The 14821-nt window shown below is 66.8% G+C and carries 10 protein-coding genes; 5 read left to right on the top strand and 5 right to left on the bottom strand.

Going from position 1 to position 14821, the window contains the following annotated elements; genetic code table 11:
* Positions 1-60 precede the first annotated feature (60 nt).
* On the top strand, positions 61-369 hold the full coding sequence (locus ACF8NF_RS24265; RefSeq protein WP_016449753.1) for a hypothetical protein: 309 nt from the start codon (positions 61-63) through the stop codon (positions 367-369).
* Between the two features lie 25 nt (positions 370-394).
* Here the strand turns inward: ACF8NF_RS24265 and ACF8NF_RS24270 are convergent, their stop codons facing one another.
* From ACF8NF_RS24270 to ACF8NF_RS24280, 3 genes are read right to left on the bottom strand one after another with little or no spacing between them, the layout of a single operon-like run.
* Positions 395-2023: a SpoVR family protein gene (locus ACF8NF_RS24270; RefSeq protein ID WP_016449754.1), complete on the bottom strand. Its 1629-nt coding sequence runs from the start codon at positions 2021-2023 to the stop codon at positions 395-397.
* Positions 2020-3288, bottom strand: coding sequence for a YeaH/YhbH family protein (locus ACF8NF_RS24275; protein WP_016449755.1), 1269 nt, complete (start codon positions 3286-3288; stop codon positions 2020-2022). Before ACF8NF_RS24275 ends, ACF8NF_RS24270 begins: the two co-directional genes overlap by 4 nt.
* Positions 3289-3334: 46 nt before the next feature.
* Positions 3335-5257 (bottom strand): PrkA family serine protein kinase, encoded by a 1923-nt coding sequence (locus tag ACF8NF_RS24280; RefSeq protein ID WP_016449756.1) that lies wholly within the window; start codon positions 5255-5257, stop codon positions 3335-3337.
* A 372-nt stretch (positions 5258-5629) separates the two neighbouring features.
* Between ACF8NF_RS24280 and ACF8NF_RS24285 the strand changes: the two genes are divergently transcribed.
* Positions 5630-8995, top strand: coding sequence for a mechanosensitive ion channel domain-containing protein (locus tag ACF8NF_RS24285; protein ID WP_392451409.1), 3366 nt, complete (start codon positions 5630-5632; stop codon positions 8993-8995).
* 54 nt (positions 8996-9049) lie between these two features.
* Here ACF8NF_RS24285 and ACF8NF_RS24290 read toward each other — a convergent pair whose 3' ends face one another.
* The gene (locus tag ACF8NF_RS24290; protein ID WP_392451410.1) at positions 9050-10777 is read right to left on the bottom strand and encodes a methyl-accepting chemotaxis protein; all 1728 of its coding nucleotides are present in this window, start codon (positions 10775-10777) and stop codon (positions 9050-9052) included.
* A 358-nt stretch (positions 10778-11135) separates the two neighbouring features.
* On the opposite strand from ACF8NF_RS24290, the gene ACF8NF_RS24295 reads away from it, so the two are divergent.
* On the top strand, positions 11136-11975 hold the full coding sequence (locus ACF8NF_RS24295; protein WP_392451411.1) for a fumarylacetoacetate hydrolase family protein: 840 nt from the start codon (positions 11136-11138) through the stop codon (positions 11973-11975).
* A gap of 54 nt (positions 11976-12029) precedes the next feature.
* On the opposite strand, the gene pmbA is transcribed toward ACF8NF_RS24295, so the two are convergent.
* On the bottom strand, positions 12030-13439 hold the full coding sequence (gene pmbA, locus ACF8NF_RS24300; RefSeq protein WP_016453829.1) for a metalloprotease PmbA: 1410 nt from the start codon (positions 13437-13439) through the stop codon (positions 12030-12032).
* Between the two features lie 66 nt (positions 13440-13505).
* On the opposite strand from pmbA, the gene yjgA reads away from it, so the two are divergent.
* Complete coding sequence (yjgA, locus tag ACF8NF_RS24305) at positions 13506-14183, top strand: ribosome biogenesis factor YjgA (protein WP_016449652.1); 678 nt, start codon at positions 13506-13508, stop codon at positions 14181-14183.
* Positions 14176-14781 (top strand): molybdopterin adenylyltransferase, encoded by a 606-nt coding sequence (gene mog / locus ACF8NF_RS24310; RefSeq protein ID WP_016449653.1) that lies wholly within the window; start codon positions 14176-14178, stop codon positions 14779-14781. Before yjgA ends, mog begins: the two co-directional genes overlap by 8 nt.
* The last annotated feature ends 40 nt before the right edge of the window (positions 14782-14821 follow it).

Consider the following 14821-nt stretch of genomic DNA (forward strand, 5'->3'; position numbering starts at 1 on the left):
CCGCGAAGCGGCCCGGCACCCGATCGCCCGATGATCGTCAAACCGAAGGAGTGCCACTACATGCCCGAAAGCGAACTCCTGGCCATCGCCGCGCACCTGCATGTGCTGCTGCGCAGAAGCTGCGGCCGCGTGACCGATACCGAATGGCTGGCGGCCAATGCCGAGTACGCCGCCGAAATCATCCGCTTCGCCCGGGAGCAGGAAGGGGCGCGCAGCACGCCCGAGCTGGTGGAATGGACCCATCGCTTCGAAGCGGCCTGGAATGCCGCGCTGGCCGGCCCCGCCGAGCGCTCGCCGCTCATGCAGCGCGCAGGCGAGCTGATGCGCCAGCGTGCGGAAAACCGCAAGTACGTGGGCACGCTGCGCTAGGGCCTGGCTGGCTCAGGCAGGAGGATCAGGCCGGTGGAGCGGGCACCGAGTGCAGCAGCACGGGCGCGTCGCCATCGCCGTTGACGCTTTCCAGCTGCACGCCAAAACCCCACAGGCGCGCTGCGTGCTTGAGCACTTCCAGCGCATCGTCGGACAGCGGCCGGCCCTGGTAGCGGGTGTGGCGCAGGGTGAGGCAGCGGTCGCCGCGCAGATTGACGTTCCAGACCTGGATATTGGGCTCGCGCGCGCCCAGGTCGTATTGCTGCGACAGCGTCTGGCGCAGGGTGCGGTAGCCGTCGTCGTCATGGATGGCGCTGACCAGCAGCTCGCGTTCGCTGGCGTCGTCATGGATGGCGAACAGGCGCATGTCGCGCATCAGCTGTGGGCTCAGGTACTGGCCGACAAAGCTCTCGTCCTTGAAGTTCTGCATGGCATGGTGCAGCGCCGGCAGCCAGGGCGTGCCGGCCAGGTCGGGGAACCAGCGGCGGTCTTCCTCGGTGGGGTCCTGGCAGATGCGGCGGATGTCGCGGTACATGGCAAAGCCCAGCGCATAGGGGTTGATGCCGCTGTAGGCGCGGTGTCCGGCCGGGGGCTGGTAGATCACGTTGGTGTGGGAGGACAGCCATTCGATCATCACGCCGTCGGTCAGCCAGCCTTCGTCGTACAGGGTGTTGAGCAGGGTGTAGTGCCAGAACGTGGCCCAGCCCTCGTTCATCACCTGGGTCTGGCGCTGCGGGTAGAAGTACTGGGCGATCTTGCGCACGATGCGCACGATCTCGCGCTGCCAGGGCTCCAGCAGCGGGGCGTTCTTCTCGATGAAGTACAGCAGGTTTTCCTCGGGCTCCTTGGGAAAGCGCTCGCTGTGCTGCGCCGCGCTGTCCTTGCCCGGGCGGGCCGGCAGGGTGCGCCACAGCTCGTTGACCTGCTGCTGGGCATAGGCCTCGCGCTGCTCGCGCTCGGCCCGCTCGCGCGCCAGGCTTTTCTTGGAGGGGCGGCGGTAGCGGTCCACGCCCAGGTTGGACAGGGCATGGCAGGAGTCCAGCCATTGCTCCACCGTCGTCAGGCCGTGGCGCTCCTCGCACTGGGTGATGAAGTCGCGCGCATAGACCAGGTAGTCGATGATGCTGCCGGCATCCGTCCACATGCCGAACAGGTAGTTGTTCTTGAAGAAGCTGTTGTGGCCGTACGCCGCATGGGCGATCACCAGGGCCTGCATGGCCGTGGTGTTCTCCTCCATCAGATAGCTGATGCAGGGATTGGAGTTGATGACGATCTCGTAGGCCAGGCCCATGTGGCCGCGCCGGTAGCGCCGCTCGGTCGCCATGTATTCCTTGCCGTAGCTCCAGTGGCGGTAGCCCACGGGCATGCCCACGCTGGCGTAGGCGTCCATCATCTGCTCGGCCGAGATCACTTCCAGCTGGTTGGGATAGGTGTCCAGGCCGTAGCGTTCGGCGGCGGCCGCAATCGCTGCGTGATAGCGTTCGATGAGCTCGAAGGTCCAGTCGCTGGGATCGGGCAGAGGCTCGGCCGGCCGCTCCCCCGCCGGCAGCGGCGCGGAGGGCACGATGCGCTGGGCCCGTTCGCTGGCCAGATGGGATTTCCACTGCGGCGTGGCATGGCGGGGCGCCAGCACGGGATAGTGAGAGAGGTTCATACCGACACCCCCTCTTTCTTGAACAGGTCGCGGAACACGGGGTAGATCTCGCTGGCGTCCGACACCTTGCGCATGGCGAAATGCGAGAACAGCGGCAGCACCTGGCTGTACTCCTGCCACAGGCTCTGCTCTTCCTGCACCACCTGCACATAGGCGAAGTAGCGCACCAGCGGCAGGATCTTGTCGACCAGCAGGTTGCGGCAGTTGGAGCCGTCGTCGCCGAAGTTGTCGCCATCGCTGGCCTGGGCCACGTAGATGTTCCAGTCCCCGGACGGGTAGCGCGCGCGGATGATCTGGTCCAGCAGCACCAGCGCACTGCTGACCACGGTGCCGCCGCTTTCCTGGGAGTGGAAGAACTCGTCCTCGCTGACCTCGGCCGCCTGCGTGTGGTGGCGGATGAAGACGATGTCGATCTTCTCGTAGTGCCGCGTCAGGAACAGGTACAGCAGGATGAAGAAGCGCTTGGCCAGGTCCTTGCGGTCCTGGTCCATGGAGCCGGACACATCCATCACGCAGAACATCACGGCCTGGCTGATGGGCGCAGGCACGCGCGTGCGGTTGCGAAACCGCAGGTCGATGGGGTCGAGAAAGGCCACCGTGCCCATGCGCAGCTTCAGCGCATCGATGCGCTGCTGCAGCTCGGCCGCCGCCTCGCTGGTGCCATCGTCCTGCGCCAGCAGCGCTTGCAGCTGCTCCTCCAGTGCCTTGAGTTCGCGGTGCGGCGCCTTGGTCAGCGCAATGCGCCGGCCCAGGGCGCCGCGCATGGTGCGCAGCAGGGCCAGGTTGTGCGGCGTGCCGTCGTGGCTGTATCCGGCGCGGCGCGTCTTGTACTGCATGGTGTTGCCGATGTGGGTGCGCAGCAGGCGCGGCAGGGCCAGGTCTTCAAAGAACAGTTCCATGAACTCTTCCTTGGTCAGGGTGAAGGTGAAGTCGTCCTCGCCCTCGCCGCTGTCGCTGGCCTGGGAGCCGCCGCCGCCTGCGCCGCCCTGCGGCCGGGCAATGCGGTCGCCGCGCACATGCTCGGTGTTGCCCGGGTGCACCGTGTCATGGACGCCGCCCTGCCCATGGTGGAACACGGGCTCGCGGATGTCCTTGCGCGGGATGGAGACGCTCTCGGACTCCTCCATGTGGCGGATGCCGCGCTTGTCCACCGCGCGGCGCACCGCCTCGGCGATCTGCGCCTTGTAGCGGCGCACGAAGCGCTCGCGGTTGCCCACCGACTTGTTCTTGCCGGCCAGCCTGCGATCGATGATTTGCAATGCCATCTGTTCCCCCCAGCCCGGGCGCGCCGAAGGGCGGCGCACCCACCCGTCAGTTGCTCTTGCGAACGCGCAGATACCACTCGCACAGCAGGCGCACCTGCTTGGACGTATAGCCCTTGGCCTCCATGCGGGTGACAAAGTCCTCGTGCTTGCGGGCATCCTCGGCACTGGCCTTGGCGTTGAAGCTGATCACGGGCAGCAGCTCCTCGGTATTGGAGAACATCTTCTTCTCGATCACCACGCGCAGCTTCTCGTAGCTGGTCCAGCTGGGGTTCTTGCCCTGGTTGTTGGCCCGCGCGCGCAGTACGAAGTTGACGATCTCGTTGCGGAAGTCCTTGGCATTGGCGATGCCCGCGGGCTTCTCGACCTTCTCCATCTCGGCGTTGAGCGCGTTGCGGTCGAAGGCCTCGCCGGTATCGTTGTCGCGGTACTCGCTGTCCTGTATCCAGTAGTCGGCGTAGGTGACGTAGCGGTCGAAGATGTTCTGGCCGTACTCGCTGTAGCTCTCCAGATAGGCCGTCTGGATTTCCTTGCCGATGAACTCGGCATAGTGCGGCGACAGGTATTCCTTGATGTAGCTGGTGTACTTGGTCTCCAGCTCGGCAGGGAACTGCTCGCGCTCGATCTGCTGCTCCAGCACATACATCAGGTGCACCGGGTTGGCCGCCACCTCGGTGCTGTCGTAGTTGAAGACCTTGGACAGGATCTTGAACGCGAAGCGCGTTGAGATGCCCGACATGCCCTCGTCCACGCCCGCATAGTCGCGGTACTCCTGGAAGCTCTTGGCGCGCGGGTCCGTGTCCTTGAGGCTCTCGCCGTCATAGACCTGCATCTTGCTGAAGATGCTGGAGTTCTCGGGCTCCTTCAGCCGCGTGAGCACGGCGAACTGGGCCATCATCTTGAGCGTGCCGGGCGCGCACACGGCGCTGGCCAGGGACGACTCGCGGATCAGCTTCTCGTAGATGCGCACCTCCTCCGACACGCGCAGGCAGTACGGCACCTTGACGATGTAGACGCGGTCCAGGAAGGCCTCGTTGTTGCGGTTGTTGCGGAAGGCCTTCCACTCGCTCTCGTTGCTGTGGGCCAGCACCATGCCGTCGAAGGGAATGGCGCCAAAGCCCTCCGTTCCCTTGTAGTTGCTCTCCTGCGTGGCCGTCAGCAGCGGGTGCAGCACCTTGATGGGCGCCTTGAACATTTCCACGAACTCCAGCAGGCCCTGGTTGGCCAGGCACAGGCCGCCCGAGTAGCTGTAGGCGTCGGTGTCGTCCTGGGCAAAGTTTTCCAGCTTGCGGATGTCCACCTTGCCCACCAGGCTGGAGATGTCCTGGTTGTTCTCGTCGCCCGGCTCGGTCTTGGCAATGCCCACCTGCCTGGAGATGCTGGGATAGCGCTTGACCACGCGGAACTGGCGGATGTCGCCGCCCAACTCCTCCAGGCGCTTGACGGCCCAGGGCGACAGCACATGGTTGAGGCAGCGCCGGGGAATGCCGAACTGCTCCTCCAGCAGCGGCCCGTCCTCCACGGGGTCGAACAGGCCCAGCGGCGACTCGTTCACGGGCGAGCCCTTGAGCGCGTAGAACGGCACCTTCTGCATCAGGTATTTGAGGCGCTCGGCGATGGAGCTCTTGCCGCCGCCCACGGGGCCCAGCAGATAGAGGATCTGCTTGCGCTCTTCCAGGCCCTGGGCCGCATGGCGGAAGAAGCTCACCACCTGCTCGATGGAGTCTTCCATGCCGTAGAACTCGGCGAAGGCCGGATAGCGCCGGATGACCTTGTTGGCAAACAGCCGCGACAGGCGCGGATCATTGCGCGTGTCCACCATTTCGGGTTCGCCTATGGCCGCCAGCATGCGCTGGGCGGCGCCCTCGTAGGCCATGGGATCGCGCTGGCACAGGGCGAGAAATTCGTCCAGCGACATCTCTTCTTCGCGAAGGCGAACGTAACGTGCAGCCGAGTTGCTGATGACATCCATACGACCTCTCCCGGCGGCACCCGAGGGCGAACAGTGCCGCGAAGTTGCAAGGCATTCGCTACCGTGTGGAACTGTTGTAGCACCTTGCATCCGCTTTGAATAGCTCATACGTCCCACATGTCTGCATTGCGCGCGAGGTCACAATGTCAGGTTCCTGGACTACCCCGCTTTTTGCGGTGCCGGGACAGGGGCTTGAGCCAGCCGGGCCTGCAGCAAGGCCCGTGAATACAGCGCCTCACGCTCCCACTTTTGACAAATGATAGTCCGCACTCACACAGCGGCACAGGCCCGAATTCAGAACCGATGTCTCCTGCCGACAACCCCCTACTTGCCGCCGGTCGCCCATCGCGCAAACTGGCTGCCGTCACGCCGATGCACCTGCTGTGGGCCATGTGCCTGGTGCTCGGCCTGCTGCTCGCCCTGCTGGCACCGGGCCTGGCCAAGGCCGCACCGGCAGCAGGCCCTTTGGGTGCCTTGCAGGGCACCCTGGGCGGCAGCTCCGCGTCCGACAAGGAACGAAGCAACGCCATTCAGACCCAGCTCGATGCCGCCGCCTCGGCCACAAAGGAAGCCGATGCGCTGGCCCAGGAACTGGACCGCATGCGCGCCAGGGCACGCACGCCCGTGCCGGCCCTGCCCGCGCCGCTGAGCGACGAGCAGCTGGGCAGCCTGTTCGACCGCTGGAAGGAACGCGTTCCCGCCAACGCCAGCCAGGAAGTGCTGGAACGCCTGCTGGCCGATGAGCGCGATGCCATTGCCGCCCTCAAGGCCGGCATCGAGAAATCCGCGGCCGACCAGGCCAACCTGGTCTCGCAGCCCGGCCCGGGACGGATCGACCTGTCCATACTGCAGCAGCGCGCCCAGGAAAACGCCGAGCCCGTGACGGCCGAGCCCGGCGAAGCCCCCGACCTCACCCAGGCCCGCCAGGCAAGGCGCAGCGCAGAGCACCGCCGCGCCCTGCTGGAGCTGGCGCTGCGCCAGGAAGAGCAGTCCACCATCGAAGCCCGCCAGCGCCTGCTGGCCGCCCAGCTGCAGGCCCAGCGCCGCGAGCTGCTGGAGCGCATGCCGCGCGCCGCCTGGCTGACCCAGCGCATTGCCGAGCGCAGCCGCCAGCAGCTGGAGCAACAGGTGCAGGAGATGGAGCTGGCCGCCCAGCACGCTTCCGCCGCCGATCCCGCCATACGCGACCTGGCCCAGCGCAATGCGGCGCTGGCCGCGCAGATCCTCAAGAACTCCAATGAACTGGCGCAGGAGCGCAAGACCCTGGCCAATGACGAATATGTGCGTGACCAGTTGAGCGCCACGCTGCGCGACACCCAGGCACGCCTGCGGCTGGGCGGTGGCAGCGCGGCCGTGGGCCAGTGGCTGTGGCAGCAGCGCGTGGAGCTGTCCTCCGGCAGCACCCTGCAGGCCAGGCACCGGGCCGTGCAGCGCCAGCTGGCCGAGCTGCGCCTGACACTGTTCAACTCCAGCAAATGGCGCCAGAACCCCGGCGCGGACACGGCGGCGCAAGCCCCGGCCGACGCTGCGGATGCAGGCGGCGTGGCGGCACCGGAGCCGGCCGCCAACGCCACGGTATCGGCCCAGCAGACCGCTTTGCTGGCCCGGCAGGTGGCCCTCACCGACCAACTGCAGCCGGTGTTGCTGCGCCGCATCGCCGTGCTGGAGCAGACCGACGACGCACTGCGCGCGGCCCTGCGCAGCGGCAATGAGTTGCGCCAGGTGCTGGACAAGGAGCTGCTGTGGTTCCCCAGCCACCGCCCCATGGACCGTACCTGGCTCAGCGAGTGGCAGGCGCTGGAGCAGGACATCGAAGGCAGCAGCTCGCCCTGGAAAACCGCGCGCGCCCTGGCCGCCAGCATCTGGAACGATCCCTGGGCCTTTGGCGCCGTCGGCCTGATCGTGGCCCTGCTGCTGGGCCTGCGCCGCTACGCGCTGCGCCAGCTGCAGTCCATCGCCGTGCGCGTGGGCGACTTCATGCGCGACCACTTCGGGCTGAGCCTGCTGGCGCTGGGCTGGAGCCTGCTCTACACCCTGCCCTGGAGCTTTGCGGCCGCGGCGCTGGGCAGCCTGCTGCAAGGCCCCGAAACCGTGGGCACGGCGTTGGAGCCGCTGGGCGCCACCCTGGTCCAGCTCAGCGATTTCATCTTCGTGGCCACCTTGCTCAACGCCCTGTTCTGCCCGGGCGGGCTGGCACTGGCCCACTTCGGCTGGCCGGCTGCTCGCGTGCAGATGCTGCGCCAGATGGTGCGCCGCGCCGCCTGGCTGATCGTGCCTGCCGAACTGCTGGGCGGCCTGGCCTTCTACAGCCATGACAACCACGCCATCAGCACCTGGGGGCGCATCTCCATCCTCATGCTGTCGCTGGGCCTGGCCTGGATGGCCTGGCTGTACTTTCGCCGTGTCATGCAGCAAAAGCGGCCCGGCATCCACTGGGGCCAGATCGTCAGCGTGGTGCTGATGCTCATGCTCAGCGCGCTGGCCGTGGGCATCGTGCTCGGCTATGTCTACACGGCCACCGAAGTCATCCAGGCCCTGATGGCCAGCTTCGTGTTCCTGGGTGCGGTCGAGGTCGTGGTCAACCTGCTGCGGCGCTGGCTGCTGCTGGGCGAGCGGCGCCTGGCGCTGAACCGGCTGCGCGAAGCCGCCAGGCTGGCCCAGAGCGGCTCGGGAGTGGACACCGGCAAGGCCCCCACCGACGAAGCCACCCAGATGGCCCTGGTCACCGTGGGCGCCCAGGCGCACCGGCTGCTGGGCCTGCTGCAGCAGGTGCTGGTCGTGCTGACCCTGGTCTACGCCTGGCTGCCCGTGCTGCCTGCGCTGCTGCGCTCGGAAGGCGTGGTGCTCTGGTACACCACCAACACCGGCGCCGACGGCATCGCGCATGCCGCCCCCGTGAGCCTGATGGACGCGCTGCTGGGCGTGATGATCCTGCTGCTGACCTTCAGCTTTGCACGCAACCTGCCGGGCCTGCTGGAAGTGACGCTGTCGGCCTCCAACCGCATCAGCAGCTCCGCGCGCTACACCCTGGCCACGCTGGCGCGCTACGCCATCACCATCGCGGGCACGGTCAGCGCCTTCACGCTGCTGGGCCTGCGCTGGGGCCAGCTGCAGTGGATGGTGGCGGCGCTCACCGTGGGCCTGGGCTTCGGCCTGCAGGAGATCTTCGCCAACTTCGTCTCGGGCCTGATCCTGCTGGTGGAGCGGCCCTTCCGCGTGGGCGATGTCATCACCATCGACACCCTCACCGGCACCGTCACGCGCATCCGCACGCGGGCCACCACGGTGCTGGACTTCGACAACAAGGAAATCGTCATCCCCAACAAGACCTTCATCACCGGCCAGGTGACGAACTGGACCTTGAGCGACGACGTGACCCGCCTGGTGATCGACGTGCCCGTGGCCCACGGCAACGACCCCGAGCAGGTGCGCAACATGCTGCTGGACATTGCCAGGGAGCACCCCCAGGTGCTGCGCGAGCCCGAGCCCAACTGCTGGTTCATGGCGCTGGAAGGCAACGGCCAGCGCTTCGAGCTGCGCGCCTACGTGGGCAAGGTCGAAGACCGCCTGCCCGTGCGCCACGACCTCAACCGCCGCGTCAACGACCGGCTCAAGGACGCTGGCATTGCCGTGGCCTTCCCGCAGCTGGACCTGCATGTGCGCAACATGCCGGCCCATGCCCCGGCCCATGCACCGGGGCATGCATCTGGGCAGACCCCACCCCATCCGACGGCATGAGGCCGGCAAGCCCCCCGGTTCCACGCGCACAGCGCGGCATTGCCGCGCTCGCGTTCAGAACACTTCCCAGTTCTCGTCCACACGCTCGCCCGCATTGCGCAGCGGGGTGACCTTGGCAGGCGCTGCAGCAACCCTGGGTGCCGCTGGGGACGCCTTCGTCCGCTGGCCGCCCTTGCTGCCTGCTGCGGCTGGCGCTGGCGCCTGGGCCGGTGAGGACGCGGGCAGGGACACGGACGAGGACAGCCCATCCAGCTTGAACAGACTGACCAGATCGACCAACCTGGCAGCCTGCGCGTTCAGGCTGGCAGCAGCCGCCGCCGACTCTTCGACCAGGGCGGCGTTCTGCTGCGTGACCTGGTCCAGCTGTACGACGGCGTCGCCCACCTGCGCCACACCATCGGCCTGCTCGGCCGTGGCTGCGCCTATCTCGCCGATCAGGTCGGCCACCTGCTGCGCCTGGCGGACGATGTCCTGCATCGCGGAACCTGCCTCGCCCACCAGACCGGAGCCTTCATCCACCTTGGACACGCTCTCGCCAATCAAAGCCTTGATCTCCTTGGCCGCCCCTGCACTGCGCTGGGCCAGACTGCGCACTTCGGAAGCCACCACGGCAAAGCCTCGCCCCTGCTCGCCCGCCCGTGCTGCCTCCACGGCGGCATTGAGCGCCAGGATGTTGGTCTGGAAGGCAATGGAGTCGATCACGCCGATGATGTCCTCGATCTTCCGGGAACTCGCGGTGATCTGCTCCATGGTGGCCACCACGCGGTCCACGATCTTGCCGCCGCCAGTGGCGGCCTGGCTCGACGAAGCGGCCAGCTGGGTGGCGGTACGCACCGTATCGGCATTGAGCTTGACGGTGGCGTTCATCTCCTCCATGGAGGCGGCGGTCTGCTCCAGATTGCTGGCCTGCTCTTCCGTGCGCTGGCTCAGGTCCGCATTGCCCGAGGCAATCTGGCTGGCGCCGGTCGCAATGGATTCGCTGCTTTGCCGCACATCGGCGACCACACGCGCCAGACCGGCACGCATGTCCTCCATGGCGTGCAGCAGGCTGGAGGTGTCTCCGGGCGCCAGTTGCACCCGCACGGACAAATCGCCCTGCGCGATCTGGCGCGCCACCCCGGCGGCATAGGAGGGCTCTCCGCCCAGCTGCTGCTTGACCGTCCTGGTGATCATCCAGGCCACCAGAGAGCCCAGCGCGGCGGCCAGCAGCGTCAGCACCAGCATGGCCACGCCGTCTTCGGCCACGCTGCGCAGGGAGCCGTCCACCGTGGCCTGCGTCTGTGCCTTCTGGTAATCGACCAGTGCCTCGACCGCATCGAAATAGGTCGTCTGCAAGGAGCGCAGGCGCCCCATGATCAGATCCCTGGCGGCATCGCCCTGGTTGGCCAGGCCCAGGTCACCGGCCTGGCGCATGGTCTCCACGAAAGGCTGGCGCGCCTGCCGTATGTCGGCAAAGAGCCGGCGCGCCTGCTCGGTCTGCAGGCGCTGGTCCAACTCCTTCATGACCAGGCCGTTCCTGGCAACCACCTCATCCAGCCGGCGGCTCTCCTCGGCCATCTGCGCCGGATCGGTGATCAGCGCCAGATTGCGCACCACCCGCGCCGACACATTGGCGTTGTCCTTGAGCGATTGCAGCCGGGCCAGATTGCCCATGCGGTCCTCGGCCAAAACACGCAACTGCTCCCCCTGATCGTGCAGCTTCATCCAGCCGAAGCCGGCCACGCACACGCAGACCACGATCACCGCAAGGAAACCCATGCCCAGCATGGTTCCCAACTTCATACGCCTCAGAAAACCCACGTCGCTCTCCCTCGAACCACCTACGCAAACCGGCCAGACTGCTGGCACGGAGGAAACACATTCAGGAACAAATTTGACAATTTGAATCAGTCGTGTCGCCTTCCCAAACCCTGCACATCCAGTAGGACAGCGCCTTGCCGGCATGCAGGCATCGGGCTGCCAGCCGTCGTGATCGGAGGCAGTGGGCGCATGGATATCCCGTGCACCGACAAGGCCCCGTCATTCCCAGACTTCACGAGACATTCCTCACAATGGGTGCCGGCATCTGCGCACCTGCAGCTGCTCAACAGCACCTGCAGCCGGCAGAGCGACCCACTCCAGGAACTCCAGAGGAAACATCATGAAACTGCTGAGATTCGGCCCCGAGGGCCAGGAAAAGCCCGGCCTGCTGGATGCCGAAGGCCAGATCCGCGACCTGTCCGCCCTGTTGGACGACTACACGCCCCGCCTGCTCGGCCGCGAGGCGCTGCGGGCCCTGGCCGCCATCGACCCCGCCAGGCTGCCCCTGGAGCAAGGACCGGTACGCATCGGCATGCCGTGGAGCGGCATGTCCAAGTTCGTCGCCATCGGCCTGAACTACCGCGACCATGCCGAGGAAGCCGGCATGCCCATCCCCAAGGAGCCCATCCTCTTCGCCAAATGGCCCAGCTGCGCCTGCGGCCCCGACGACGACATCCCCCTGCCCGAGGGCAGCACGCGCATGGACTGGGAGGTGGAACTGGGCATCGTCATCGGCGAGCGCGCGCGCAATGTGTCCGTGGCCGATGCGCTGGAGCATGTGGCCGGCTACTGCCTTGCCAACGATGTGTCCGAGCGCGAATACCAGATTGACCGCAGCGGTGGCCAGTGGAGCAAGGGCAAGGGTTTCGACCGCTTCGGCCCCATCGGCCCCTGGCTGGTCACGCGCGACGAAGTGCCCGATCCGCAGGCCCTGCAGCTATGGCTGGATGTGAACGGGGAGCGCCGCCAGAGCGGCAGCACGCGCACCATGATCTTTGGCTGCGCCGAACTCATCAGCCACTGCAGCCGCGTGATGACGCTGGAGCCCGGCGACCTCATCATCACCGGCACGCCCCCGGGAGTCGGGATGGGCATGAAGCCGCCGCGCTATCTGAAGGCTGGCGATGTGATGGAGCTGGGGATCGAGGGGCTGGGCGTGCAGAGGCAGCGAGTGGTGTAGATCCACAAAAAAGCGGCTTCAAAAAGCCGCTTTATTTTTGAGATGAACCAGCGCTCAGCTGCCCGCCACCTTCATGCGGTTGATCAGGATAGAGCCCACGGTCTTGGCGCCGTAGTTGTAGGCATCTGCGCCCACGGCCTCGATGCCCTTGAGCATGTCCTTGAGGTTGCCGGCGATGGTGATCTCATGCACGGGGAAGGCGATTTCGCCGTTTTCCACCCAGAAGCCGCTGACGCCGCGCGAGTAGTCGCCGGTCACGTAGTTCACACCCTGGCCCATGAGTTCGATCACGAACAGGCCCGTGCCCAGCTTCTTGAGCATGGCGGGCAGGTCGTCGCCGGCCTTGGTGCGGCGCGAGGTCATGACCAGGTTGTGCGATCCGCCGGCATTGCCGGTGGTCTTCATGCCCAGCTTGCGTGCCGAGTAGCTGGACAGGAAGTAGCCCTCGACGCGGCCGGCATCCACCACCTTGCGGGCCTGCACGCGCACGCCTTCCTCGTCGAAGGGCGAGCTGCCCTTGCCGCCGAGGATGAAGGGGTCTTCCGTGATGTCGATGTGCTTGGGGAAGACGGGCTTGCCCAGCGAGTCGAGCAGGAAGGTGCTGCGGCGGTACAGCGCGCCGCCACTGACGGCCTGCACGAAGCTGCCCAGCAGGCCGGCGGCCAGCGTGGACTCGAACAGCACCGGGCATTCGGTGGTCGGGATCTTGCGGCTGCCCAGGCGGCTCAGGGCGCGCTGGGCGGCGTAGCGGCCCACGGCTTCGGGCGAGGCCAGGTCGGCCGCGTTGCGCATGGAGCTGTACCAGGCATCGCGCTGCATCTCGCCATTGCGGCCGGGCAGCGATGCGATGGGCGCCACCGACAGGCTGTGGCGCGAGCTGGCGTAGCCGCCACGGAAACCATTGGTATGGGCGCTGAAGAAATGGCTTTGCTGCGCCGAGACGCCAGCGCCTTCGCTGTTGGTGATGCGCTTGTGCGTGCCAAGGGCAGCTTCTTCGCACTGCAGCGCCAGCTGCGCCGCAGCCTCGCTGGTCAGCTCCCAGGGGTGGAACAGCTGCAGGTCGCGGTGGGTGCCGGGCGGGGCGATGTCGGCCGCATCGGGCAGGCCGGCCATGGGGTCCTCGGCGGTGAAGCGCGCGATGTCGTAGGCGGCCTGCACGGTCTGCTGGATGGCGGCATCCGAGAAGTCGGAGGTGCTGGCGTTGCCACGGCGGTTGCCCAGGTAGACGGTCACGCCCAGCGACTTGTCGCGGTTGCGCTCCACGGTCTCCAGCGCCCCCTTGCGCACACTCACGCTCAGGCCGCAGCCCTCGGAAGCCTCGGCTCCGGCGTCGGTGGCGCCGAGCTTCTTGGCATGGACCAGGGCACGGTCCACCAGGTCTTCAAAAAACGGTTGGCTGTAGCTGAAGCCGGAATCAGCCTGCGGTTTGGCGGTGCTTGCCGCGCGGGGACGGGGTTTTTTCATAGCGGCGGCTATGATAGCCGCCACTGCAGCGCCCTCCGCGCCGCCACTGTATTTGTCCCCTACCCCATGTCACGCAAACCCAAAAAAGGCTACTACGTCAAAGGTCACTTCGTTGCCGAAGGCAGCGAACTCGACCTGCAGCTCAAGGCCGAACTCAAAGGCACCCCCGACTCCAGCAAGACGGATCTCAAGCGCGAGTCCGACGCCTTGCAGGACCTCGGCAAGGATTTGCTGACGCTGCGCTCCGACCTGTTCAAGCGCCTGCAATTGCCCGACCAGCTGGCCGATGCCCTGGCCGAGGCCAAGCGCATCACCAATTTCGAAGGCAAGCGCCGCCAGATGCAGTACGTCGGCAAGCTCATGCGCAAGCTGGACGAGACCGAGATCGCCGCCGTGCGCGCCGCACTGGACGAGCAGCACAACGGATCGGCCGCCGAGAAGATGGCCCTGCATGCGGCCGAGCAATGGCGCGACCGCCTGATTGCCGAGGAATCGGCCCTGTCCATCTGGCTGGACCATTTCCCCGACACAGACACCCAGCAGCTGCGCGCCCTGATCCGCCAGGCCCGCAAGGACATGCCGGGCGCCCATGAGGCCAATGTGCAGGAATCCACCGGCCTGGCCCAGCGCAAGGGCCGCGCCTACCGCGATCTGTTCCAGTTGGTGCGCCAGCAGTTGGGCGGCACGGGCCGCGAGACAGCCGAGGACGGTGACGGCGCTGGCGAGGAAGCTGACGATGAGTGAGCCCGTCCATGACGCCGTGCGCATCGGCATCGTCTCGATCAGCGACCGTGCCAGCAGCGGCGTCTATGAGGACAAGGGCCTGCCGGCCCTGCAGGACTGGCTCACCCGCGCGCTCAGGAACCCCATCACGTTCGAGCCGCGCCTGATCCCCGACGAGCAGGCAGGCATCAGCGCCACGCTGATCGAGCTGGTCGATGCAGGCTGCTGCCTGGTGCTGACCACGGGCGGCACCGGCCCCGCCCCGCGCGATGTCACGCCCGAAGCCACGCTGGCCGTGGCCGACAAGGAAATGCCGGGCTTTGGCGAGCAGATGCGCCAGATCAGCCTGGCCTTTGTGCCCACGGCGATCCTGTCGCGCCAGGTGGCGGTGATCCGTGGCAAGAGCCTGATCATCAACCTGCCGGGCCAGCCCAAGGCCATTGCCGAAACCCTGGAAGGCCTGAAAAACCCCGATGGCACGCAAAAGGTCAACGGCATCTTTGCGGCCGTGCCCTATTGCGTTGACCTGATCGGCGGGCCCTATCTGGAAACGGACGACAGCGTCTGCAAGGCGTTCCGCCCCAAGAGCGCAGTGCGCACCGCGCGACCTGCGGCCTGATCGCGCGGACACGGCAATCGACAAGCAGCCTGCGGGCTGC

Source organism: Delftia sp. WSY_22 (assembly GCF_043104185.1).
Classification (GTDB): Bacteria; Pseudomonadota; Gammaproteobacteria; order Burkholderiales; family Burkholderiaceae_C; genus Comamonas; species Comamonas tsuruhatensis.

Bases quoted from the DNA above. Each gene is read 5' to 3' on its own strand.
- ACF8NF_RS24265 (WP_016449753.1), top strand. From the start codon at position 61: ATGCCCGAAAGCGAACTCCTGGCCATCGCCGCGCACCTGCATGTGCTG.
- ACF8NF_RS24270 (WP_016449754.1), bottom strand. From the start codon at position 2,023: ATGAACCTCTCTCACTATCCCGTGCTGGCGCCCCGCCATGCCACGCCG.
- ACF8NF_RS24275 (WP_016449755.1), bottom strand. From the start codon at position 3,288: ATGGCATTGCAAATCATCGATCGCAGGCTGGCCGGCAAGAACAAGTCG.
- ACF8NF_RS24280 (WP_016449756.1), bottom strand. From the start codon at position 5,257: ATGGATGTCATCAGCAACTCGGCTGCACGTTACGTTCGCCTTCGCGAA.
- ACF8NF_RS24285 (WP_392451409.1), top strand. From the start codon at position 5,630: ATGCACCTGCTGTGGGCCATGTGCCTGGTGCTCGGCCTGCTGCTCGCC.
- ACF8NF_RS24290 (WP_392451410.1), bottom strand. From the start codon at position 10,777: ATGAAGTTGGGAACCATGCTGGGCATGGGTTTCCTTGCGGTGATCGTG.
- ACF8NF_RS24295 (WP_392451411.1), top strand. From the start codon at position 11,136: ATGAAACTGCTGAGATTCGGCCCCGAGGGCCAGGAAAAGCCCGGCCTG.
- pmbA (WP_016453829.1), bottom strand. From the start codon at position 13,439: ATGAAAAAACCCCGTCCCCGCGCGGCAAGCACCGCCAAACCGCAGGCT.
- yjgA (WP_016449652.1), top strand. From the start codon at position 13,506: ATGTCACGCAAACCCAAAAAAGGCTACTACGTCAAAGGTCACTTCGTT.
- mog (WP_016449653.1), top strand. From the start codon at position 14,176: ATGAGTGAGCCCGTCCATGACGCCGTGCGCATCGGCATCGTCTCGATC.